Genomic DNA, 23,819 nt, shown 5'->3' with positions numbered 1-23,819 from the left:
CCGGGCGGCAGAATGTCGTCCGTGCCGTTCTCCGAGCCCACCAGCGCCTGGTTCGGCGATGCCTTCGCCGGGGCGACCGCGGCCCAGACCGGGGCGTGGGACGCCATCGCGTCGGGCGAGCACGCCCTTGTGGTGGCGCCCACCGGATCCGGCAAGACGCTAGCCGCGTTCCTGTGGGCGATCGACCAGATGCTCACCGGCGAGGTGCCCGAGGACGGCGAGCGGTGCCGCGTGCTGTACGTCTCCCCGCTCAAGGCGCTCGCCGCCGACGTCGAGCGGAACCTGCGATCGCCGCTCGTGGGCATCTCCGCCGCGGCGGCGCGGCTCGGCCGGCCGGTGAACGACATCCGCGTCGGCATGCGCACCGGCGACACCCCGGTGGGCGAGCGCCGCCGGATGGCCACACACCCGCCGGACATCCTCATCACCACGCCGGAGTCGCTGTACCTGGTGCTCACCTCCTCGGCCCGGGAAGGGCTGCGTGGGGTGCGGACCGTGATCGTCGACGAGGTCCACGCCGTGGCCGGCACCAAGCGCGGCGCCCACCTCGCCCTCTCTCTCGAGCGCCTCGACGAGCTGCTGCCCGCGCCGGCGCAGCGGGTCGGGCTGTCCGCCACCGTACGTCCGGTGGCCACGGTCGCGACCTTCCTCGCCGGTCACCGCCCGCCGGCGGAGGGCGGGCGGCCGGTGCGCGTGGTCCAGCCGGCGAGCACCAAGGAGCTGCGGATCGACGTCGTCGTCCCGGTCGAGGACCTCTCCGACCCCTCGGCCACGCCGCTGCGCGGCGGCGCCGCCGCGGTGGCGGACGACGACGGCCCGGACCTGTCCGGCAGCGCCGCCGGGGCACCGCCGGACCAGCGGCACCCGTCCGTCTGGCCGCACCTGACGGAGCGGGTGGTCGACCTGGTCGGGGAGCACCGCTCGACGATCGTCTTCGCCAACTCCCGGCGCTCCGCCGAGCGGCTCACGGCCCGCATCAACGAGGAGTGGGAGGCCCGCCGGGAGGGGCGCGCCGCCGTCGAGGTGCTGGCGGCGGCCGGCTCGGCGCGCGCGGCGGAGGCGCCCGCCCAGTCCGGCACGGCGCTGCCGACGGGGCACGTGGTCGCCCGGGCCCACCACGGCTCGATGAGCCGGGAGGAGCGCGTGCGCACCGAGACGGCGCTGAAGTCCGGCCAGCTGCGCGCCGTCGTCTCCACCTCCTCCCTCGAGCTGGGCATCGACATGGGGGCGGTGGACCTCGTCGTCCAGGTGGGCGCGCCGCCGTCGGTGGCCTCGGCGCTGCAGCGCATCGGCCGGGCGGGGCACCAGGTGGGCGCGGTCTCCCACGGCGTCGTGCTGCCCACCTATCGCGGGGACCTGCTGCCGGCGGCGGTGGCGACGGCGCGGGCGCAGGCCGGCCTCATCGAGGAGGTCCGCGTCCCGGCCAACCCGCTGGACGTGCTGGCCCAGCAGATCGTCGCGATGCTCGCCGTCGAGGAGCTGACGGTCGACGAGGTGGCCACGCTGGTGCGCCGGGCCGCGCCGTTCGCCGCGCTCGGCGACCGCTCGCTGACCGCCGTGCTGGACATGCTCGCCGGGCGTTACCCCAGCGAGGACTTCGCCGAGCTCCGCCCGCGCATCGTGTGGGACCGCACGGCGGGCGTGCTGCGCGGCCGACCGGGCGCGCTGCGGCTGGCGGTGACCTCCGGCGGCACCATCCCCGACCGTGGCCTGTACGGCGTCTACCTCGCCACCGGACCGGTACCGGAGGAAGGCGGGCGCGGCTCGGGTGCCGGGTCCGCGACGGTCACGGCCGGGGCGCGGGGCGCTGGCCGCCGCGTGGGCGAGCTCGACGAGGAGATGGTGTACGAGTCGCGGGTGGGCGACACCTTCACCCTCGGCACGAGCACCTGGCGCATCGAGGCGATCACGCCGGACCGGGTGCTCGTCTCCCCGGCTCCGGGTCAGCCGGGCCGCCTGCCGTTCTGGAAGGGCGACTCCCCCGGGCGGCCGGCGGAGCTCGGCCGGGCGCTCGGCGCGACCACCCGGCAGCTGGCGGCCCACCTCGACGACGGCACCGCCGCCGAGCGGCTCGCGGGGGCCGGCCTCGACGCCTGGGCCACCGACAACGTCGTGGCGTACCTGGGGCAGCAGAAAGAGGCCACCGGCCGCCTGCCCGACGACCGCACCATCGTCGTGGAACGGTTCCGCGACGAGCTCGGTGACTGGCGCGTCGTGATCCACTCCCCCTACGGCGCGCGGGTCCACGCGCCGTGGGCGATGGTGCTCGCGGCCCGGCTCCACGAGGCGACCGGCATGGACGTCAACGCCTCCCCCAGCGACGACGGCATCGTGCTGCGCCTGCCCGACGTCGACGGGAGCGAGACCGGGCTCGGCCGCTTCGACGTCGGCGAGCTGCTCCTCGACCCCGCGGAGGTCTCCGGCCTGGTGGTGGCGGCCCTGACCGGGTCCGCGCACTTCGCCGCCCGGTTCCGGGAGGGCGCCGCCCGTTCCCTGCTCCTGCCGCGCCGCCGGCCCGACCGTCGCCAGCCGCTGTGGCAGCAGCGCCAGCGCAGCGCCCAGCTCCTCGCGGTCGCAGCCCGCTACCCCGACTTCCCCGTGGTGCTGGAGGCGGTGCGCGAGTGCCTCCAGGACGACTTCGACGTGCCCGCCCTAGCGGACCTGATGCGCCGCGTGGCCGAACGCGAGGTCCGGGTGGTGGAGGTCACCACGCAGTCGCCCTCGCCCTTCGCGCGGTCGCTGCTCATGGGCTACATGGCGCAGTTCCTCTACGGTGACGACGCCCCGCTCGCCGAACGGCGCGCGGCGGCCCTGACCCTGGACCCGTCGCTGCTCGCCGAGCTCGTGGGTTCGGACCTGGGCGACCTGGCCGACCTGCTCGACCCCGCGGCCGTCGCCGAGGTGGCCGCGGAGGTGGGCCTGCGCACCGAGCGCGCCCGCGCCAAGGACACCGAGGGCCTGGTGGACCTCGTGCGGCGGCTCGGGCCCATTCCCGCGGCGGGCCTGGCCGACCGGTCGGTCGCGCCGGACGACGTGCCCGGCTGGCTCGCCGAGCTGCAGGACCAGCGCCGCGTCATGCCGGTCCGCGTGGCCGGCGAGGAGCAGTGGGCCACCATCGAGGACGCCGCCCGGCTGCGGGACGCGCTCGGCACCGCGCTGCCCCTCGGGCTGCCCGACTCCGTGCTCCAGCCCGTGCCGGACCCGCTCGGGGACCTCGTGCGCCGGCACGCGCGCACCCACGGCCCGTTCACCGCCCGTGACGTCGCCGCCCGCCTGGGCCTCGCCCCGGGTGCGGTGCAGGCCGTGCTCGCGGACCTCGTGCGGACCGGCGTGCTCGTGGAGGGCCGGCTGAGCCCCGCCCGGGCTGCGACCGACGGGAGCGACGGCGCGGCGGGCGTTCCGGCCCCTGCCGAGCCGGGCGCCGCGGGACCGGGCGCCGGGCATGGCGCCGCGGGGCGGGACGACGCCGAGCCGGGCGACGGGGCGCTGACCCTCCTCGGGCCCGACGGGCTGGAGCCCGTCGCCGCCCCGGCCGTGGAGTACTGCGACGCCGAGGTGATGCGCCGCATCCGGCGGCGGTCGCTGGCCCGCCTCCGCAGCGAGGTCGAGCCCGTGGTGCCGCAGACCCTCGGCGTGTTCACCCCCCGCTGGCAGCACGTGGCGCCGGTCGGTGCCCGGCCGGACCTGCGCGGGGCCGACGGGGTGCTCACGGTCGTGGACCAGCTCGCCGGGGCGCTGGTGCCCGCGTCCGCGCTGGAGTCCCTCGTGCTGCCGGCCCGCGTCCGCGACTACTCCCCCTCGCTGCTGGACGAGCTGACGAGCGCCGGAGAGGTGCTGTGGGTCGGCGGCGGGGCGCTGCCCGGCGTGGACGGCCTGCTCACGCTGCTGCCGGCGGACGCCGCCGTGCTGGCACCGCGATCCGAGAATGCCCTCTCCGCGCTGCACGAGCACCTGCTCGGTCTGCTCGGCACTGGCGGCGGCCACTTCTTCCGGGACCTCGTCCCGCCTGACGACCTGGGACCCGACGGCCGCGCCGCCAGCGCCGCGCCGGCCGAGGTGCTCGAGGCGCTGTGGGAGCTCGTCTGGGCCGGGTTGGTCACCAACGACACGCTCGCCCCCGTCCGCGCCCGCCTGGGCGGCGGCCGGCCGGCGCACACCGCGCCGCGGACGCCGGCACGCACCCGCTCGCTGCGCCCGGGCGCCGGGCTGCGCCGGGCCGCGTTCTCGCGGGCCGCCCTGGCCGGTGCCCGGCCGGCGTCCGCCGTGCAGGTGCCGGCCGCCGCCGGCCGGTGGTCGCTGGTGGAGCGACCGCCGCTGCCCGGGGGCGAGGAGGAGGCGCGCACCGCCCGCGTCACCGCGCTGACCGTGTCGCTGCTGGAGCGTCACGGCGTCCTGGTGCGCGGCGCTGCGGGCCTGGAGGACCTTCCCGGCGGCTTCGGGGCCGCGTACCAGGTGCTGCGGCGCCTGGAGGAGTCCGGCCAGGTGCGCCGCGGGTACCTCGTGGAGGGGCTGGGCGCCGCCCAGTTCGCCCTGCCCGAGGTGGTCGACCGGCTCCGCGGCGACGCCGCGGACCTCACCGCCCGCCGCGAGCGGGCGGCGGCGGGCGTCACGCGGCCCCGCGTGCACCTGCTCGCCGCCACGGACCCGGCCAACCCCTACGGGGCGGCGCTCGGCTGGCCGCCCACCACCGAGGGCGAGGGGCACCGGCCGGGCCGCAAGGCCGGCGCCGTCGTGGTGCTGGTGGACGGGGCGCTGGCCCTGTACGTCGAGCGGGGCGGACGGACGCTCCTCTCCTTCGCCGACGACCCGGCCGCGCTCGGGCCCGCGGCCGGCGCGCTGGCGCAGGTGGCGGGGACCGGGGCGCTGGGCCCGCTGACGCTCCAGCGGCTGGACGGCACGCCCGCGCTGGAGGCGACCGGTCCCCTCCGCCGTGCCCTGGACGAGGCGGGCTTCGGCCCCACCCCACGCGGGCTGCGCCTGCGGGCGCTCCAGCCCGCCCCGAGCTGACGGCCGCGCGCCGGCGTCCAGGGAGCCGAACCCGTGCGGGGCGAGCGCCCAGCGGGTCGAGCCGACGCCGCGAGGCCGCCAGCCCCGGACTGCGCCCACCCCACCGGTGCTCAGGCGGACGCGCCGGCGCGGATCCGGGCGGCGGCGACGACGACCGCCACGCACGCGTCCAGGTCCAGCCGCCCGGTGTTCAGCACGAGGTGGTACCGGTCGAGCTCGCGGGGTCCCAGCCGAGCGGCAGTACTTCACCTTCACCTACTCCGAGACCCTGGCCGACTCCCTCGTCGAGACCTCTCCCGACGCCGAGACGCACCCGAACACCCCGATGACGTACTCCACCTCCACGCCCGACGGCGGGATCACCGGCCGCCTCGTCGCCCCCAAGGACCCGCTAGGGTGCGCGGCCGCCGTCTGGGACGGGATCGACGTCGCCGGCCAGATCGCCCTCGTGCAGCGCGGCACCTGCACCTTTGCCGAGAAGTCGGTGGCCGCCCAGCAGGCGGGCGGCCACCGCGATCATCTACAACAACGCCGACGGCGCCCTGAACGGCACGCTCGGCGAGGTGGTCGGGGTGCCCACCACGGGCATCACCCAGGCGCTCGGACAGGAGGTCCTCGCCGAGCTGGCCGGCGGCCCGGTGACCGTCACCCTCGACCTGCGCACGCTGCAGGAGGACCGCGAGACCTTCAACGTCATCGCCGAGACGGACACCGGCCGGGAGGACAACGTGGTCATGCTGGGCGCGCACCTCGACGGCGCGCTCGAGGGCCCGGGCATCAACGACAACGGCTCCGGCTCGGCCGCGATCCTCGAGACCGCGATCCAGCTCGCGGAGGTCAACAGGCTCAACAACCAGGTGCGCTTCGTGTGGTGGGGCGCCGAGCAGAACGGGCTGCTCGGGTCCTGGCACTACATGGACGACCTGTACGCCAACGACCGCGCCGAGCTCGGGAACATCGCCACCTACCTCAACTTCGACGTGGTCGCCTCGCCCAACTACGTGATCGGCGTGTACGACGCCGACGAGTCGACGCACGAGGCGCCCGTCGAGGTGCCCGGCGGCTCGGCCGAGAGCGAGGCCGTCTTCACCGACTACTTCGACGGCATCGGCCGGCCGTGGGTGGACACGGAGTTCTCCGGCCGGTCGGACTACCAGGCGTTCATCGAGTACGGGGTCCCCGCCTCGGGCCTGTTCACCGGCGGCGACGGCACCAAGACCCCGGCGGAGGCCGAGATGTTCGGCGGCACGGCAGGTACCACGTACGACCCGAACTACCACACAGCGGGCGACGACCTCTCCCACGTCAACGTGGAGGCGCTGGACATCATGAGCGACGCGATCGCGCACGCGGCGATCACCCTCGCTCATGTAAGGGACATCGGCGTCGATCAACGGCGAGCGCAGCGCCGGCAAGTCGGGCAAGGCGCACCCTCGGGGACCGCTCCCAGCGGCGTGAGCACCCAGGTCACCCCGGGGCGCGCCCACCCGGGCAGCCCGCGACGTGACCCAGCGAGGGCCCGCGAGGAACGGCCGACCGGCGTCCTCCCGCGGACCCTCCGCCCGCGTCGCGGGGCGGAGCGCCGCTCTACACAGAAGTTATGCATACGTATTGTGCACCGCCATGGACGACGCCACGACGGTCCGCCTGGACGCCCGCGCGCTGAAGGTCCTTGCGCACCCGCTGCGCTCGCGACTCCTCAGCGCGCTGCGGCTGGAGGGCCCGGCCACCGCCACCGCGCTGGCCCGCGCCCTGTCCACCAACACGGGCGCGACCAGCTACCACCTGCGCAGGCTCGCGGAGGCCGGCCTCGTCGAGGACACCGGTGCCGGCTCGGGCCGCGAGCGCTGGTGGCGCGCGGCGCACGAGCGGCACTCCTTCTTCCCCACCGACGTCCAGGACTCCCCGACGCCGCGGCGGCGATGACGTGGCTCCAGGGCGAGTACCTCCGGCAGTTCCAGGCCCGGGCGGAGTCCTGGCTCGCCGGCCAGTCCCGCCTCCCCGGCGAGTGGCGCGACGCCGCCGGCAGCTCGGACTACGTCCTCGACCTCACGCCCGAGCAGCTCGCGACGCTCGAGGGCGAGCTCGACGAGCTGATCGAGCGGTACCGCACCGCGCCGGCGGCCGCCGCACCCTCCGGTCGCCGGCGGCGCGTCTTCCTCTACCTGCACGCCTTCCCGGAGATCGCCCCGTGACCGCGCCGCGGGCGGCCGAGCGCCGCTTCCTCGTCCTCACCGCCCTGCGCTGGCTGCCGGTCGGTCTCGTCATCCCGGTCACGGTGCTGCTGCCGCTGGACCGCGGCCTCAGCCTGAGCGAGGTGGGCCTCGCCGTCTCGCTGCAGGGCTTCGTCGTCCTGGCCCTTGAGCTCCCCACCGGGGGGATGGCCGACTCCCTCGGGCGCCGCCCCGTGCTGCTGCTGGCGTCCGCCGTCGGGCTGGTCGCCACCTCCCTCTACCTCGTGGCGGACTCGCTGGCGCTCTTCGCCGTCGTCTTCGCCCTGCAGGGCGCCTTTCGTGCGCTCGACAGCGGCCCGCTCGAGGCGTGGTACGTGGACGCCGCCCTGGCGGCCGACCCGCGCGCACGCATCGACAAGGGCCTCAGCGCCTCCGGCACAGTGCTCGGCGTCGCGATCGCCTCCGGCGCCGCCGCGGGCGGCGCGCTGGTCGCCTGGGACCCCCTCCCCTGGCTCGACCCGATCGCGGTCCCGGTGCTCGCGTCCCTGCTGATGCAGGTCGCGGGCCTGGGGTGCCTCGTCGCGCTCATGGCCGAGCCTGGCCGGACTGCTGGAGTGTCGCCCTGGCGGGCTTCGGCCGGGACCCCGCGCGCCGTCGCCGACGGCATCGGGCTGCTCCGGCGGGACCGCGTGCTGCTCGCCCTCGTGGCGGTCGAGCTGTTCTGGGGCTTCGGCATGGTCGCGTTCGAGTCGCTGACGCCGGTGCGGCTCGCGGAGCTCGTCGGGGGCGCGGACGCCGGGGCGGTAGTGGCCGGCCCGGCCAGCTCGGCGGCATGGCTGGCGTCCGCCGCGGGCGCCGCCTGCGTGCCGTGGCTGGGGCGCCGGCTCGGCATGGCCCGCGCCGCCGCGGCGATGCGCGTCCTGCAGGGCGTGGCCGTGCTCGGCATCGGCCTGCTCGGCGGCGTCGTCGGCGTCCTCACCGCGTATCTGGCGTGCTACGTCGTGCACGGAGCGGCGGGCCCCGCGCACATGACGCTGCTGCACCGGCGGGTGTCCGCGGAGCGGCGGGCGACCGTGATCTCGCTGAACTCCATGGTCGCCCAGCCGGCGGGCGCCGTGGGGGCCATCGTGCTCACCGCCGTCGCCGACGGCGCCTCGGTGTCCGTGGCCATCGCCGTGGGCGGCGCGGTGCTCGCGCTCGCCGCGCCGCTGTATCTGCCCGCGTGGCGGCAGGAGCGCGGCCACCCCGCGGCGCTCGCCCTCGGGGGCGAGGACCAGGGCCGGCCGCCCGAGGCGGCGGCGACGGGCGACGCGGCGGCTACGGGCGACGCGCCGTCGCCCGCCGGAGCCGGGGAGGAGCCGCGCGCCGCCGCGCAGGCGCCGGCCGTGCGCACCGCCGGGGCGAGCGAGGCACCCCGTGCCTGAGGGCGACATCCTGGTGCGGGTCGCCCGCCGGCTGGACGCGGCGCTGGCCGGCCAGGTGCTGGCGCGGGGCGAGCTGCGCTGGCCGAACCTCGGCGGCGTCGACCTCGCCGGCGTGCGGGTGCTGGGCAACCACACCCGCGGCAAGCACCTGCTCACCCGGCTGGAGGACGGCCGGACGCTCCACAGCCATCTGCGGATGGAGGGCATGTGGCGGATCGTGCGCACCGGGGACCTCACGTCCGGGCAGAGCCGGGCGGACCGCCCCGCGCACGTCCGCGCGGTGCTGGCGACCGAGCGGTGGACCTGCCTCGGTGTGAACCTGGGCATGCTCGACCTCGTCCCGACCCGGGACGAGGGGCTGCTCGTCGGGCACCTCGGGCCGGACGTGCTCGCGCCCGACCTCGACGCCGACGCCGCGGCAAGCCGGATCCTCGCCCAGGGGCCGCGCGGCATCGGCGAGGTGCTCCTGGACCAGACGGTCGTGGCCGGTCTCGGGACGGTCTACATGGCCGAGTCGCTCTGGACCAACAGGGTCTGGCCGTGGACGGCGGCCGGCGACCTCGGCCCCACGGCCCGGGACCTCGTGACGACGGCGCGCCGCCTCATGCTCCGCTCCGTCGCCGCCCGCACCCCGACGGCCACGGGCGACACGCGCCGCACCAGCAACGTGCACGCCCGCGAGCGCCGGCCGTGCCCGCGCTGCGGCACCCCGGTGGTGCGGGACAGGGTGGGCCGAGCACCGACGGACCGGGACGTGTACTACTGCCCCGCCTGCCAGCCACGCCCCTGAGCGTCCGTGGCCCCGGACGCGACGAGGCCCGGACCGCTCGGGTCCGGGCCTCGCCGTCAGGCTCCTGTGCGGCGTCAGCCCACGGGGGTGAGCAGGCTTTCGCGGCGCACCAGCTCGTCGGGCACGGTGTCGGGCACGTGGACGCCCTCCTCCACCGCGACTCGCTCGGAGACGGCTCGGAGCACGAAGCTCATGGGAACGTTGAGCGCCTCGCAGATGGATGCGAGCAGCTCGGAAGAGGCCTCTTTCTGGCCCCGCTCGACCTCGCTGAGGTAGCCGAGGGACACACGGGCGGCCGAGGAAACCTCGCGCAAGGTCCGGCCCTGACGCTGCCGTGCGTCACGGAGCACGTCCCCGATCTCGCGGCGAAGCAGGATCATCGTGCGGCCCTCCTCCCCTGCCCTGCTGGGCGATGTGGTTCTACCGTACCCTGCCGGGGGGACGGGGCGCCCGCCCACCCGCGCACCGGGACGTCCCTGCGGGTGGCGTGGTGCACCGGCGGGGCCGCGCGAGCTCGCGCGGTACGCGTACTGGTTCGATGTCATCACTCTTTACAACGGCAGCAGGGCGACACTTGTTCCCTTGCTGCGCTCGCCGGGTGAGGGGTGCAGCTGGCCGTCCTCAGGGCGCCGGCCGCCCCGGGGCCGGCGCCGGCGCGCGCCGGTCCGCGGCCCGCTCGTCCTCCAGGAGCGCGTCGAGCAGCGCCAGGACCGCCCCGGTGGCGGCGGCCCGCACGGCCGGGCGCGGGCCGGCGAGCGTGAGGTGACGCACCCGCGTCCCGGAGGGTCCGTGGACGGCGACGAAGGCCGCGCCCGCCGGCTGACCGTCCGCCGGGCCCGGGCCGGCGACCCCGGTGGTGCCCACGCCGTGGCTGGCGCCCAGCCGGCGCGCGACGCCGGCGGCCATCTGCCGGGCGACCTCGGGGTGCACGGGGCCGTGCCCGGCCAGCAGGTCGCCGTCGACGCCGAGCAGCCCGGCCTTGAGGTCGGTGGCGTAGGCGACGACGGCGCCGCGCAGCACGGCCGAGACGCCGGGCACGGCCACCAGGGCGGCGCTGACCTCGCCGCCCGTGAGGGACTCTGCCACCGCCAGGGTGGCGCCGCGGGCCTCGAGCGCGGCGACCACCCGCTCGGCGGCCCGCATCAGGACTCGGCCTCGCCCAGCGCCGGCCCGGCCGGCTCCCCGCGGGAGATCCGGATCGCCTGGACCACGTAGTCGAGGCCGGTGATCAGGGTGACCGCGACTGTCACCAGCACGACGACCTCGGTGACGACGTTGATGCCGTCCGCGATCCCGCCGGGCAGGAAGGTCGCCCACGGCACGAGCAGCATGGTGATGAACAGGACCTGCAGCGAGGTCTTGAGCTTGCCGCCCTTGCTGGCCGCCATGACCGCGCGGCGGACCATGAAGAAGCGGAGCACGGTGATGCCGAGCTCGCGCACGATGATGACCACGGTGACCCACCACGACAGCGAGTCGTCCATCGAGAGCAGGACGAGGGCGGTGATCACCAGCGCCTTGTCGGCGATGGGGTCGGCGAGCTTGCCGAAGTTGGTGACGAGCCCCCGGCTCCGGGCCAGCGACCCGTCCAGCTTGTCCGTCGCGGCGGCCAGCACGAACACCACCGCGGCCCACAGCCGCGTGGTCGCGTCGCCCTGCAGGAGGAGCGCCGCGAAGACCGGCACCATCGCGATCCGGAGCATCGTCAGCACGTTGGCGATGTTCCACAGCGGCACGGGCACGGGCAGGGGTGCGCGGTCGCCGGACGGCGTCATCGCGGGGTCGGTCGTCACCCGCCCAGCGTAGGTCCCGGCGTGGCACCTCGCGTGCGCCAGCCACCGCCGTACGGTGAGTCATGGGCACCGTGGCCCCCGGCCGCGCGCCGCGACGGCGGCGCCGGATCGCTGCGCTCGCGTGGGCCGCCGCGCTCCTGACCGGGTGCCAGGGCGGCGTCCCCGGCGAGGGCTCCACCGGCGCCACGCCCACTCCTCCCCCGTCCGCCGCGGACGCTCCCGCCGCCCCTCAGCGGCCGGACGAGAGCGGCCGCGGGGCTCCGGGCGGCGGCCCCAGCGGACCCGGCAGCCCCGGCGGCGCGGGCGGCCCGGCGGGCTCCGACGGCGACGGGGGCCGGGGCGAGCCCGGCGCCGGGGAGGGCACGGCCCGTGCCGACGGGCACGGCGCGCCGGGCGATGACGACGCGGGGGCGGGCGGCGGGAGGGAAGAGCACACGACGGGCGGGGACGACGCGCCGGGCGAGGTGATCTTCACGATCCTCTCCGCCGGCGACGTGCTCCCCCACCACTCGGTCAACGTGGCGGCGCAGCGCGGCGACGGCAGCTACGACTACGTACCGCTGATGTCCGCGCTCGAGCCCTGGACGGCGGGCGCCGACCTGGCGCTGTGCTCCCTCGAGGTGCCGCTGGCGCCGCCCGGCGAACCCGTCACCGCCTACCCCGTCTTCGGCGCGCCCCAAGAGCTCGTCCACTCCCTCGCCGAGCTCGGCTGGGACGGGTGCAGCACGGCCACGAACCACGCCCTCGACCGCGGCCTGGAGGGCGCGGCGCACACCCTCGACGTGCTCGACGCCGTCGGGCTGGGGCACGTGGGCACGGCACGGCGCCCGGCCGAGGCGGCCGCCCCGCAGCTCTACGAGCTCGAGCGGGCGGGGCGGCGCGTCGTCGTCGCGCACATTGCGGCCACCAGCGTGGTCAACGGCCCCGGTCCCCCGGCCGGTGCCGAGTGGGCGCTGCGGCGGCTGGACGTCGGCGAGCTGATCGCGCAGGCTGCGGCCGCGCGGGCCGCGGGCGCCGACGTCGTCGTGGCGAGCCTGCACTGGGGCACCGAGTACGTCCTCGCCCCGGTGGCCGAGCAGGTTCGCGCCGCCCAGGCGCTCGCCGGGTCGGGCGAGGTCGACCTCGTCCTGGGGGCCCACCCGCACGTCGCGCAGCCGCTCGAGGAGCTGCCGGGCGGCCCCGGCGGGGAGGGGATGTGGGTGGCGTGGAGCATGGGCAACTTCATCTCCAACCAGGACGTCGTGTGCTGCGTCATGGAGACCGCGACGGGTGTGCTCGTGACCGCCACCGTCCGCGTGCCCGCGCGGGGCGACGTCACGGTGGAGGCCGGCTGGACCGCGGTGACCGTGGATCGCGCCGGCGGCCAGCGCGTCCACCTGCTGCACGAGCTGGCGGCGGGGGCGCGCCCGCCCGGCCTCACGCTGGATCCGGCGACCATCGGCGCCCGCGCCGCCCGGGTGACCGAGGTGATGGGGACGCCGGAGCGCACGGAGCCGCCGCGGCCCACCGGCCCGGGGCCGCGCGTCGTGGGCCGGGACTAGGCCCGGGCCGGCCAGGGAGGCGGCGGACCCGGGACCGGGCGGCTAGCGGCCCGTCAGCTGCCAGGCGTCCTCGCCGCCGGCGTCGTCGTCCTCGTCGTCCCAGCGCTCCGCCGCGGGCGGGGCGTGTCCCTCGATGCCGTCCGCGTACCGGTCCGCCGGCTCGTCCGCCTCGACGTCGTACGGGGCGTCGCCGTCGTCGTCCGCCGCCGGCGGCTCCTCGCCGCGCAGCAGCGCGAGCGTGGCCGGCAGGTCGTCGGGCTGGACGAGCACCTCGCGGGCCTTGGAGCCCTCGGACGGGCCCACGATCTCCCGCGACTCGAGCAGGTCCATGAGCCGCCCGGCCTTGGCGAAGCCGACCCGCAGCTTGCGCTGGAGCATCGAGGTCGAACCGAACTGGGTGGTGACCACCAGCTCGGCCGCCTGCAGCAGCAGGTCCAGGTCGTCGCCGATGTCCTCGTCGACCTTCTTCTTCACCGCCGGGGCGATGACGTCCTCGCGGTAGGTCGGCTGGAGCTGCGCCTTGACGTGCTCCACGACGGCGTGGATCTCGGACTCCGTCACCCATGCGCCCTGCACGCGCATGGGCTTGGCCGTGCCCATCGGCAGGAAGAGGGCGTCACCCTGGCCGATGAGCTTCTCGGCGCCCGGCTGGTCCAGGACGACGCGCGAGTCGGCCAGGGAGGAGGTGGCGAACGCCAGGCGCGAGGGGATGTTGGCCTTGATCAGGCCGGTGACGACGTCGACCGACGGCCGCTGGGTGGCCAGCACCAGGTGGATGCCCGCGGCGCGGGCCAGCTGGGTGATGCGCTGGATCGAGGCCTCGACGTCGCGAGGGGCGACCATCATGAGGTCCGCGAGCTCGTCGACGATCACCAGCAGGTACGGGTAGGGGGAGATCTTCCGCTCGCTGCCCGGCAGCGGCTGGACCTTGCCGGACCGCACCGCCGCGTTGAAGTCGTCGATGTGCTTGTAGCCGAACGCGGACAGGTCGTCGTAGCGGGCGTCCATCTCCCGCACCACCCACTCCAGGGCCTCGGCGGCCTTCTTGGGGCTGGTGATGATCGGCGTGATCAGGTGCGGGATGCCCTCGTAGATGGTCAGCTCGACCCGCTTGGGATCGACCAGCACCATGCGCACCTCCTCGGGGGTGGCGCGCATCATGATCGAGGTGATCATCGAGTTCACGAAGCTGGACTTGCCGGCGCCGGTGGCACCGGCCACCAGCAGGTGCGGCATCTTCGCAAGGTTCGCGACGACGTAGCCGCCCTCGACGTCCTTGCCCACGCCCACCACGAGCGGGTGCTCGGTGCGCCGGGCGACGGAGGAGCGCAGGACGTCGCCCAGGGCGACCGTCTCACGGTCGGTGTTGGGGATCTCCACGCCGATCGCGGACTTGCCCGGGATGGGCGAGAGGATGCGCACGTCGGCGCTGGCGACGGCGTAGGCGATGTTCTTGCTCAGGGCGGTGATGCGCTCGACCTTGACGCCGGGGCCCAGCTCGAGCTCGTAGCGGGTGACCGTCGGGCCGCGGGAGAACCCGGTGACCTTGGCGTCCACGTTGAACTCGGTGAGCACCTGCGTCAGCGCCTCGACGACACGGTCGTTGGCGGCGGAGCGCACCTTGTGCGGCGCGCCCTTGATGAGCACGTCGTCCGCGGGGAGCGTGTAGATGACGTCGGGCGCCAGCTCGAGCTGCTCGGCGCGGGCCGGCAGTGCCGACGTCGGCGGCGCCTCGAGCTCGCCCTTCGCCGGCGTGCCCTCATCCACGCCGGCGGCGGTGTCCGCGGTGGGGGCCGTCTCGGCCTCGAGCCGCTTGCGGCCGCGGCCGCGCCGGCCGGCGGCCGCGTGCTCCTCCCCGGCCGGGGCGAGCTCGTGGGGCTGGACGAACGCCTCGTCGCCGGTGTACTGCCCGGGCAGGACCTCGGTGGCCTCCTCGGCCTTCTTCTTCCGGCGGCGGGGCCTGGGCGGGCGGGTCGTGCCGTCCGCGGCGACGAGCTCGGTGGCGCCCTCGGCGGCGTCGGCGTCCTGCGGGCCGCGGCCGAGCAACCAGTCCATCCCGGCGGAGAGCCGGTGCGGCACCGCGGCGACCGGCGTGGCGGTGACGACGAGCAGCCCGAACACGGCGAGCAGCACCAGGAGCGGGACGGCGCCCCACACGGAGAGCAGGACCGACAGCGGCGTGCCGGCGACCCAGCCCAGCAGCCCGCCGGCCGACTCCACCGCGGCGAAGCTCTCCTGCGGGCGGGGCAGCCCGGAGCCGATATGGATGAGGCCGCACACGGCCGTCGTGATCATCACCAGGCCGATGGAGACCCTGGCGTTGGCCTGCGTGCGCTCGGGGTGGCGCATGAGCCGCACGGCCATCGCGACCAGCACGACGGGCAGCAGGGCGCCCAGGACCCCGACGACGCCGGCGGCCACGTGGTGGATGACGTCGCCGGCGATGCCAGAGAGGGAGAACCACTCGCGCAGCGCGATGACGATGGCCACCGCCAGGAGGAGGAAGGCGAGTCCGTCCCGGCGCAGCGCCGGGTCCAGGTCCTTCGCGCCGGTCCCGACACTGCGGGCCGTTCCTGCCACCACGTGCGCTCCTCCCATCCAGATGCCACGGACGCCGCGCACCAGCAGGGACTTGCGCTTCGGGCGCGACGATGCCGTCGCGCGCCCGCCGCCACGGGATCCCTTGCCTCCGCGAGTACCGCCCGCGGACGATCCACGTGCCGTCGAGGCCGACCGTCCAGTCGCACGGGTAGCCATGATGAGGACCAACGTAGCGCCGGCCCGCAGGTGCCACGCCGCCGCCGCGCCGGGCGTGCTCCGCATCACCACGGGCACCGGCGCGCCCGGCCCTTCTTCCAGGCCTGATCAGGCGCCGAGGCGCGCGTGGAGCTGCGCGGCCGTCTCAGGCGCGGGGCGCGCGTCGCGCCTCGCCCGTCGGCCCCCTCAGGAGGTGCGCGTCGAGCTCCGCGGCGGTGGGCGCGGTCGCGGGCCCCGGCCGCAGGACGCTCAGCGCGGCCGCCACGTTCGCGCGCCGGACCGTCTCGACCAGCGGCCGGCCGGCGAGCAACCCGGCGGCCAGGACGCCGGTGTGCGTGTCGCCGGCCCCGGTGGAGTCGACCGGACGCACCGGAGTCGACGGCACCAGCACCGCCGCCGCGCCGGCCGCCTCGCTCACCCAGCAGCCGGCCGCCCCCACCCGGACGAGCACCGCGCACCCCGGCGGCACGCGCGCCCGCAGCGCCGTGAGGTCGGCCGGTCCCGCCTCGGTGTCCGGGCGGGCCCCGGCATCGCCGTTCGCTGCGAGGGTCGCGGCCTCATGGGCGTTGATCGTCAGCACGTCGCACCGCGCGAGCACGGCGCCGAGCAGCTCGGCGGCGATCTCGCCGGCGAGGGGCCCGGGGTCGACCAGCAGCCGGACGCCGGCAGGCAGCCCCGCCGCCCAGGCTGCGACCACACCAGCGCCGGGATAGGTGAGGTCGTAGCCGGAGACGTAGACGACGTCCCCCGGGCGCACGGCCACGGCGGCGAGGTCCTCCGCCCGCGGCCGCCCCTCGACGCCGACGGTCGTGACGAAGGTGCGCTCGCCATCGGGCTCGACCAGCGTGACGACCAGGCCGGTCTCCCCAGCGGCGGCGGGCACGACCAGCTCGACGCCCTCGCGGGTCAGCGCCTCGCGCACGAGCGTGCCGTGCGGCCCGGTGCCGACCGGGCTCGCGAGGGCGACCGCGGCACCGTGGCGCGCGGCGGCGGCGACGACGTTGAACCCGCCGCCGGCGACTGTGCCCGGAGTGGTGGCCAGGACGTCCCCGCCGCGCGGCGGCAGCTGCGGCACGTACAGCGGCAGGTCGGCCACCACCGAGCCCGTGGAGACGAGCCGGGCGCCTGCCGGCGGCTGGACCACCGGGCCGGTCACGCCGTGCCGCCCAGGCGCAGCCTCAGCAGGTCGTCCGCCAGCTCGTCGAGGCGCAGCCCGGGGTTGGCGGCGGCGACCTGCGCGACCGCCGCCGGCGGCAGCGCCCGCTTGCCGCCGAGCCCTCCGGAGACGGCCCCGGCCATGGCGGCGATGGTGTCGCTGTCGCCGCCGAGGCTCGCGGCGATGCGGCACACCAGCCAGGGGTCCGCCGCGCCGCCGGGCGCGACGGCGTCCGCGAGCGCCAGGACGGCGAAGGCCGCCGGGACCGACTCCTGCGTGGCCAGCGAGGTGCCCACCAGCTCGTCGATCACCCGGCTGCCGGCCTCGATGCGTTCCCCCGGGTCCGCCACCGGTTCGACCCGCTCCCGCACGAGCCGCACCGCGCCGTCGAGGCGGGCGGCCACGGACGGCGCGGTCGTGTAGTGGCCGTGGGCCGCGGCCGCCAGCGCCGCCCGGCGACCGTGCTCGACGGCGGCGGCCAGGTTCCCGCCCGCCACGGCGGCGGAGACCGCGGCCGCCACGGCGGCGGCCCCGGCGAGGGCGACGTGGGTGTTGTGGGTGGGCTCGCACACGCTGACGACCGCCCCGACCAGCCGCTCGAGGGGCTCGGGCGGCACGCCCACCCCCACGGGGGCGATGCGCATGGCGGCGCCGTTGGTGTCGCCCCACCGCCCGGAGGTGGACGAGGGGCCTTCCGCCTCGATGGTCCGCAGCGCGCGCAGCGTCGAGGGCCCGAGGAGGCTGTGGGCGCCGGCGGCGGTCATCCGTCGCTGCCAGTCCAGCAGCCGCGTGGCGAGCGCGGCGGCGTCCACCGTCCCGGCGCCCTCGAGGAGCAGCTCGGCGACGATGACGGCCTGGTCGGTGTCGTCGGTGACGTGCCCGGCGGGCAGGCCGGCGGCGATGTCGCTGTCGGCCGGGCCGGCGTGGAACGTGTCGACGAGGCCGTACCTGCCGGCCACGTCCGCGCGCGACAGGCCCTCGGTGGGCATGCCGAGCGCGTCCCCCACGGCGAGGCCCCACAGCGCCCCCCGGGCGCGGTCCGGCTGCGCTGCGGCGGCGTCCGCGGTCATGCCCCGACGGCGACCGGCGTGGCCGCCTCCTGACGGCGCACCCGGCCGGCGCCGGCCAGCCCGACGAGCAGGCCGCCGAACAGCGCCACCGCCACGCCGACACCCGAGAAGCCCCATGTCGCGACGTCGAGGCCGAGCGGCTCGAAGAGGTAGCCCAGCCAGGTCAGCCCCGGCACCGCGGAGGTGACCAGGCCCCAGCCGAGGGCCGTGAGGACGAGCATGGCGCCGACGTTGACCCAGTTGACCGCGCCGTACATGCCGCGCGCGTCGAAGAGGGAGACGACGTCGTAGTCCCGGCGGCGCACGACCAGGTCGGCGATGAAGATCCCGGCCCAGGCGGCGATCGGCACGCCGAGGGTGATGAGGAAGCCCTGGAAGGGGCCGAAGAAGTCCTCGGCGAACCACACGATGACGATGGTGCCGATGATCATGAGAGCCCCGTCCAGCGCGGCGGCGGCCCACCGCGGGATGCGGACCCCGACCGCGAGGAGGGTCAGGCCCGAGGAGTAGATGTCCAGCACCGCGCCCGAGACGAGCCCGCCGACGGCGACCAGGACGAACGGGACGAGGTACCAGGTGGGCAGCAGGCTCGCGAGCGTGCCGATCGGGTCGCCGGAGATGCCCGCGGACAGGTCCGGGTCGGAGCCGACGAGCATCAGGCCGTAGACGATCAGGATCACGGGCGCGAGCGAGGCGCCGAAGGTCGTCCAGAACACCACGCCGCCGGAGGATGCGGAGCGGGGCAGGTAGCGGCTGTAGTCCGCCCCGGCGTTGACCCAGCCCAGCCCGAGCGCGGTCATGACGAGCATGAAGGCGCCGAGGACGGACTCCCACGAGCCCGCGGGCAGCTGCGCCAGCGCGCCGAGGTCGATCCGGTCGAACGTCAGGGCGATGTAGCCCAGGGTGACCACGCCGAGCACGATGGTCAGCACCGTCTGGACCCGCATGATCATGTCGAAGCCGAGGATCCCGGCGCCCACCACGATGGCGATGACCACCAGGAAGGCGATCACCATGGCGGTGTTGCCGCCCGACCACCCCATCTGCCGGATGACGGCGTCGGTGGCGAAGGTGGCCAGCGAGACGAGGACGATCTCCCAGCCCACGAGGAGCAGGTAGGAGACGATGCCCGGCACGATGTTGCCACGCACGCCGAAGGGTGCGCGGGACAGGGTCAGCGTGGGCGCCGAGCCGCGCTTGCCGGCGAGCGCGACGACCCCGACCAGCAGGAAGGACAGAGCCGTGGCGACGAGGGCGACGAACGTGGCCTGGGCGAAGGAGATGCCGAAGTCGAGGATCCAGGCGCCGTAGCTGATGCCGAAGACGGAGACGTTGGCGGCGAACCAGGGCCAGAACAGCGACGGCGGACGGCCCTTCCGGTCGGCGTCGGCGATCACCTCGATGCCGGTCATCTCCACGCTGAAGGCGGAGGTCTGGCCCTCGCTGCTGGGTACGCGACGGTCGGTCACGGCTGCATCTCCTCGATAGGCGTGCCGCGCCCGGGGGCGGGCGTGGCCGCAGGGCCGGCGAGCACCCGGCGCAGGACGGGGCCCAGGCGCGCGGCGGCCGCCTCGGCGACGCGGACGACGTCGTCGGGGTCGATCGCCTCGCCCGACGCCTCGTGGGCGGTGACGGTGGACAGCGCGAGCACGCGCAGGCCCGCCGCCCGCGCGGCGATGGTCTCCAGCACGGTGGACATGCCGAGCACGTCTCCCCCGAGCGCCGCCACCATGCCCGCCTCGGCCGCGGTCTCGTAGTGCGGGCCGGCGAGCATGGCGTAGACGCCGGTCTCGAGCCGGACGCCGTCGTCGGCCGCGGCGCGCACCGTCTCCTCCCGCAGGGCGGGGTCGTACGCGTCGGTCAGGTCCACGAAGTCGGCGCCGCTCAGCGGCGAGGCGCCGGTGAGGTTGAGGTGGTCGCGCAGCGCGACCACCTGCCCGAGCGGCCAGCCCGGGTGAAGGGTGCCGTTAGCGTTGGTCAGCAGCACGGACCCGGCCCCGAGGGCGGCGAGGGTGCGCACGCCGTGCGCGACCTGCCCGGGCCCGTGGCCCTCGTAGAGGTGGGTGCGGCCGGAGAGGACGGCGACGGTGACGTCCCCGCCGCCGGCGGGGAGGTCGTAGCGCAGCAGGGCGCCGGCGTGGCCGGGGGCGACCGGCGCACGGAAGTGCGCCACCTCCGCCATGGGGACCGCGGCCGCGGGCGCGCCCCAGGAGTGCACCAGCGGCCCCCAGCCGGAGCCGAGCACCACGCCGACGTCGGCGCGCGCGAGGCCGAGCCGGGCGCGCAGCTGCCCGGCCGCCTCCTCGGCGCGCGCCTGCCAGTCGGTGCTCACAGGGCGAATGCTAGAGCGAACCTGCACGTGCGGGGCGCAGCCCCACATCGGCGCGAGATGTCATCTTCTCCGTCAGATGTCATGACACGTGGCGGAGAAGATGACATCTCGCGGGGCACGGGGAGGGGCGCGGCGCCGTTGAGCACCACGGGGTCAGGCCGGCAGTCAGGCCTCGACGACGGTGGGGATGATCATCGGGCTGCGCCGCAGGCGCTTGGCCGCCCAGCGCCCGACGACGCGGCGCATGGCCTGCTGCATCTGGTGCGTGTCGGCGTTGCCGCGGCCGACCACCTCGCTCAGCGCCTGCGTGACGTCCGGCAGGATCGCGTCGAAGACCGAGTCGTCCTCCGCCATGCCGCGGGCCTGGATGTGCGGCCCGGTGAGGACGCGGCCGGTGGCGGTGTCCACCACGGCGAAGATGGAGATGAACCCCTCCTCGCCGAGGATGCGGCGGTCCTTCAGCTCGGCGTCGGTGATCTCCCCGACGCTGGAGCCGTCCACGTAGACGTAGCCGCACGGCACGGCGCCGGCGATGCGGGCCCTGCCGTCCACCAGGTCGACGACGACGCCGTCCTCCGCCAGCACCACCCGCTCCGCCGGCACCCCGGTGGAGACGGCGAGCGCGCCGTTCGCCACGAGATGGCGGATCTCCCCGTGCACCGGCATGACGTTGCGGGGCCGGACGATGTTGTAGCAGTACAGCAGCTCGCCTGCGCTGGCGTGACCGGAGACGTGCACCTTCGCGTTGCCCTGGTGCACCACCTTCGCGCCGAGGCGCATGAGCCCGTTGATGACCCGGAAGACGGAGTTCTCGTTGCCCGGGATGAGGGAGCTGGCGAAGATCACCGTGTCGCCGGGGCCCACCGAGACGCGGTGGTCCTTGTTCGCGATCCGGCTCAGGGCGGCCATGGGCTCGCCCTGGGAGCCGGTGCACATGAGGACCAGGTCCTCGGGCGCGTAGTCGTCGACCTTCTTGACGTCGACGAGCGTGTTCGGCGGCACCTTGAGGTAACCGAGCTCGGACGCGATCGTCATGTTGCGCACCATGGACCGGCCCACGAGGGCGACCTTGCGGTCGTGGAGCGCGGCGGCGTCGAGCACCTGCTGCACGCGGTGGACGTGCGAGGCGAAGCTCGCCACCACGATCTGCCCCTCGGCCTGGCCGAAGACGTTGTCCAGGACCGGTCCGATGTTGCGCTCGTGGGCGGTGAAGCCCGGCACCTCGGCGTTGGTGGAGTCGACCATGAACAGGTCCACCCCCTCCTCGCCGAGGCGCGCGAAGGCGCGCAGGTCTGTGACCCGCCCGTCGAGGGGGAGCTGGTCCATCTTGAAGTCGCCGGTGTGCAGCACGTTGCCGGCGGAGGTGCGGATCATCACCGCGAGCGCGTCCGGGATGGAGTGGTTGACGGCGACGAACTCCAGCCCGAACGGGCCGAGCTGCTCGACCTGACCCTCCTTCACCGCCAGCGTCACCGGGTTGATCCGGTGCTCCTTGAGCTTGGCCTCGACGAACGCGAGCGTGAGCTGGGAGCCGATCAGCGGGATGTCCCGGCGCAGCCGCAGCAGGTATGGCACGCCGCCGATGTGGTCCTCGTGCCCGTGGGTGAGGACGATGGCCTGGACATCGTCGAGCCGGTCCGCGATGTGGTCGAAGTCGGGCAGGATCAGGTCCACGCCGGGCTGGTGGTCCTCGGGGAAGAGCACCCCGCAGTCGACGATCAGGAGCTTCCCGGCGTGCTCGAAGACGGTCATGTTGCGCCCGACCTCGCCGAGGCCGCCCAGCGGGACGATGCGGAGCCCTCCCCTGGCGAGGGGACCGGGCAGGGACAGCTCAGGATGCGGATGACTCACAGCCCCATCCTGCCAGCCCGCGGCGGCCCGGGCTGACGGCGCCCCCCGGCCGGACGCTCCGTCGTGGCCGACAGCGCGCCCTGGCCGGACGCTCCGTCGTGGCCCGCGGCGACGCGGGCCGGCCGCCGTGACGGCGCCCCCGAGCCGGCCCGGAGGGGGCAGGCGCGCCCCGGCCCGGTCCAGCCGGGCGCGGCAGCCGCCGCGCCGTCAGGCGCTGATCAGCGCGTGCTCGCGCAGCACCCGCTCCAGGGCCGCCACCTCCTGCGGCGCGGCCTCCACCAGCGGCAGCCGCACCGCCGGGCTCTCGATGAGGCCCTGCAGGTACAGGGCGTGCTTCGCCATGACGGCGCCCTGCCCGCCGCCCATGATCGCCGCGACGAGCGGGCGCATGCGGGCGGCGACGTCCCGCGCGCCGGGCAGGTCGCCCGCGTCCACCTCCCGCACCATCTCGGCGTAGGCCCCGGCCGCGACGTGGCCGACCACGGAGACGACGCCGGAGGCGCCGTGGGCCAGCCAGTCGAAGTTGAGGCCGTCGTCGCCGGAGTAGAACTCCAGGCCGGTGCGGGCCATGCGCTCGAAGCCGGCCGGCACGTTGCCGGTGGCGTCCTTGACGCCGAGGATCCTGGGGTGATCGGCGAGCCGGTCGAGGGTGTCGTCGGCGATGGCGACGCCCGTGCGGCCGGGGATGTCGTACAGGAGCACGGGCACGTCGACGGCGTCGGCGACGGCCTTGATGTGCCGGTACACGCCCTCCTGCGAGGGCCGGTTGTAGTACGGGGAGACGACGAGCACGCCGCGGGCGCCGGAGCGCTCGGCCCCCTGGGCGATGCGCACCGCGTGGGCGGTGTCGTTGGAACCGGCGCCCCCGATGATCATCGCCCGGTCCCCCACCGCGTCCACCACGGCTCGGACGAGGTCGTCCTTCTCCGGCTGGTGGGTGGTCGGGGACTCCCCGGTGGTGCCGTTGAGCACCAGGGCGTCACACCCGTCGTCGACCAGCTTGACCGCCACCCGCACCGCCGAGTCGATGTCGAGGGAGCCGTCGGCGTGGAACGGGGTGACCATCGCCGTCGAGACGGACCCGAAGGTGCGCGACGGGATGCGAGAGTCGGTCTGCTGCGTCATGCCCCGACGGTAGCGCCCACGCGTGGACCGGTCAGTGCGCCATCCCACATGGTGGTGGGGCCGTGCCCCGCGACAGCACTAGCCTGGTGCCGTGACCTCCCCCGACGCGCCCGGCGCCCGCGACGACCTGCTCGGCCGGCTGCTGGGGGACACGGGCCCGCGCGCCGACGCCGATCCGCACGCGGGTCACGCACACGCCGAGCGCCCGTCCGCCGACGTGTCCGTGCGCCCCGCCGTGCCCGACGACGCGCCCCTCCTCGGCGCCATCCACGCCCGGACCCTGCGCGCCACGCTCACGGCCGGCACGGGGCAGGAGCTCGGCCCGGAGGTCCTCGCGGCCCTCGACGCGACGTCGCTGGCGGCGTCCTGGCGCGAGGCCATCACCGCGCCGCCCTCGCCCCGGCACCGCGTGCTCACGGCCGTGGCGGGCGCGCAGGTGGTCGGCTTCGCCGCGTTCGCCCCCGCGGAGGTCGGGGTGGAGCTCGACGGCGACGCCGGCCCCGGGCGGGACGGCCCCCCGGCGCAGGAGGCGGTGGCGGAGATCGTGGCGCTGGAGGTGCCCGCCCAGCACGGGCGGCAGGGTCACGGCTCCCGCCTGCTCGCGGCGTGCGCGGACCTGCTGCGCCAGCAGGGCACGGCCCGCGTGCAGGCATGGGCGGTGCAGGGCGACGAGTGCCGCGCGCGCTTCCTCGGCCAGGCGGGCTTCGCCCCGGCAGGCCTGCGGCGCACCCTGGACGTCGCCGGCGCGCCGGTCACGGAGATCTGCTGGTACGCGGACCTCTGACGCCCGCTGCCGCGC

16 protein-coding genes and 2 pseudogenes are annotated in these 23,819 nt (G+C 75.9%); 8 read left to right on the top strand and 10 right to left on the bottom strand.

The window, feature by feature from the left end; all coding sequences use genetic code 11:
• Positions 1-12: 12 nt before the first annotated feature.
• The 6 genes and pseudogenes from ACF0H8_RS08205 (at position 13) to ACF0H8_RS08180 (ending at position 9,395) form a co-directional block, all read left to right on the top strand.
• Positions 13-5,007, top strand: a complete 4,995-nt coding sequence (locus ACF0H8_RS08205; RefSeq protein WP_395288456.1) for an ATP-dependent helicase — start codon at positions 13-15, stop codon at positions 5,005-5,007.
• 325 nt (positions 5,008-5,332) lie between these two features.
• Positions 5,333-5,455: pseudogene (locus tag ACF0H8_RS08200) on the top strand (hypothetical protein); the annotation flags it as partial.
• A 286-nt stretch (positions 5,456-5,741) separates the two neighbouring features.
• Positions 5,742-6,299: pseudogene (locus tag ACF0H8_RS08195) on the top strand (M20/M25/M40 family metallo-hydrolase); the annotation flags it as partial.
• A 331-nt stretch (positions 6,300-6,630) separates the two neighbouring features.
• Positions 6,631-6,933, top strand: a complete 303-nt coding sequence (locus ACF0H8_RS08190; protein ID WP_395290841.1) for an ArsR/SmtB family transcription factor — start codon at positions 6,631-6,633, stop codon at positions 6,931-6,933.
• A 265-nt stretch (positions 6,934-7,198) separates the two neighbouring features.
• Positions 7,199-8,605, top strand: a complete 1,407-nt coding sequence (locus ACF0H8_RS08185; protein ID WP_395288455.1) for an MFS transporter — start codon at positions 7,199-7,201, stop codon at positions 8,603-8,605.
• Positions 8,598-9,395: a DNA-formamidopyrimidine glycosylase family protein gene (locus ACF0H8_RS08180; protein WP_395288454.1), complete on the top strand. Its 798-nt coding sequence runs from the start codon at positions 8,598-8,600 to the stop codon at positions 9,393-9,395. Before ACF0H8_RS08185 ends, ACF0H8_RS08180 begins: the two co-directional genes overlap by 8 nt.
• Before the next feature lie 74 nt (positions 9,396-9,469).
• Here the strand turns inward: ACF0H8_RS08180 and ACF0H8_RS08175 are convergent, their stop codons facing one another.
• The 3 genes from ACF0H8_RS08175 to pgsA form a co-directional block, all read right to left on the bottom strand.
• Positions 9,470-9,775 carry a helix-turn-helix domain-containing protein gene (locus tag ACF0H8_RS08175; RefSeq protein WP_395288453.1) on the bottom strand — a complete coding sequence of 102 codons (306 nt, stop codon included), beginning with the start codon at positions 9,773-9,775 and terminating at the stop codon, positions 9,470-9,472.
• 241 nt (positions 9,776-10,016) lie between these two features.
• The gene (locus ACF0H8_RS08170) at positions 10,017-10,538 is read right to left on the bottom strand and encodes a CinA family protein (RefSeq protein ID WP_395288452.1); all 522 of its coding nucleotides are present in this window, start codon (positions 10,536-10,538) and stop codon (positions 10,017-10,019) included.
• Positions 10,538-11,188 carry a CDP-diacylglycerol--glycerol-3-phosphate 3-phosphatidyltransferase gene (pgsA, locus tag ACF0H8_RS08165; protein ID WP_395288451.1) on the bottom strand — a complete coding sequence of 217 codons (651 nt, stop codon included), beginning with the start codon at positions 11,186-11,188 and terminating at the stop codon, positions 10,538-10,540. The genes ACF0H8_RS08170 and pgsA overlap by 1 nt, the downstream gene beginning before the upstream one ends.
• A 62-nt stretch (positions 11,189-11,250) precedes the next feature.
• Here pgsA and ACF0H8_RS08160 point away from each other — a divergent pair, with 62 nt between their 5' ends.
• A complete protein-coding gene (locus ACF0H8_RS08160; RefSeq protein WP_395288450.1) occupies positions 11,251-12,729 on the top strand; it encodes a CapA family protein in 1,479 nt (492 codons plus the stop codon).
• 42 nt (positions 12,730-12,771) lie between these two features.
• On the opposite strand, the gene ACF0H8_RS08155 is transcribed toward ACF0H8_RS08160, so the two are convergent.
• From ACF0H8_RS08155 to dapA, 7 genes are all read right to left on the bottom strand, one after another.
• Complete coding sequence (locus ACF0H8_RS08155; protein WP_395288449.1) at positions 12,772-15,486, bottom strand: DNA translocase FtsK 4TM domain-containing protein; 2,715 nt, start codon at positions 15,484-15,486, stop codon at positions 12,772-12,774.
• A 145-nt stretch (positions 15,487-15,631) separates the two neighbouring features.
• The gene (locus ACF0H8_RS08150; protein WP_395288448.1) at positions 15,632-16,642 is read right to left on the bottom strand and encodes a PfkB family carbohydrate kinase; all 1,011 of its coding nucleotides are present in this window, start codon (positions 16,640-16,642) and stop codon (positions 15,632-15,634) included.
• On the bottom strand, positions 16,639-17,712 hold the full coding sequence (locus ACF0H8_RS08145; RefSeq protein ID WP_395288447.1) for an ADP-ribosylglycohydrolase family protein: 1,074 nt from the start codon (positions 17,710-17,712) through the stop codon (positions 16,639-16,641). Before ACF0H8_RS08145 ends, ACF0H8_RS08150 begins: the two co-directional genes overlap by 4 nt.
• Complete coding sequence (locus ACF0H8_RS08140; RefSeq protein ID WP_395288446.1) at positions 17,709-19,181, bottom strand: purine-cytosine permease family protein; 1,473 nt, start codon at positions 19,179-19,181, stop codon at positions 17,709-17,711. The genes ACF0H8_RS08145 and ACF0H8_RS08140 overlap by 4 nt, the downstream gene beginning before the upstream one ends.
• Positions 19,178-20,044, bottom strand: coding sequence for a purine-nucleoside phosphorylase (locus tag ACF0H8_RS08135; RefSeq protein WP_395288445.1), 867 nt, complete (start codon positions 20,042-20,044; stop codon positions 19,178-19,180). Before ACF0H8_RS08135 ends, ACF0H8_RS08140 begins: the two co-directional genes overlap by 4 nt.
• Before the next feature lie 165 nt (positions 20,045-20,209).
• On the bottom strand, positions 20,210-21,895 hold the full coding sequence (locus ACF0H8_RS08130; RefSeq protein ID WP_395288444.1) for a ribonuclease J: 1,686 nt from the start codon (positions 21,893-21,895) through the stop codon (positions 20,210-20,212).
• Positions 21,896-22,102: 207 nt separating this feature from the next.
• The gene (gene dapA, locus ACF0H8_RS08125) at positions 22,103-23,020 is read right to left on the bottom strand and encodes a 4-hydroxy-tetrahydrodipicolinate synthase (RefSeq protein WP_395288443.1); all 918 of its coding nucleotides are present in this window, start codon (positions 23,018-23,020) and stop codon (positions 22,103-22,105) included.
• 91 nt (positions 23,021-23,111) lie between these two features.
• On the opposite strand from dapA, the gene ACF0H8_RS08120 reads away from it, so the two are divergent.
• The gene (locus tag ACF0H8_RS08120; RefSeq protein WP_395288442.1) at positions 23,112-23,804 is read left to right on the top strand and encodes a GNAT family N-acetyltransferase; all 693 of its coding nucleotides are present in this window, start codon (positions 23,112-23,114) and stop codon (positions 23,802-23,804) included.
• Positions 23,805-23,819 lie beyond the last annotated feature (15 nt).

The organism is Georgenia sp. AZ-5, assembly GCF_043952095.1.
GTDB lineage: Bacteria > Actinomycetota > Actinomycetes > Actinomycetales > Actinomycetaceae > Georgenia.
The sequence above is the reverse complement of the archived record's forward strand: the minus strand, read 5'-3'. Positions and strand labels throughout refer to the sequence as shown.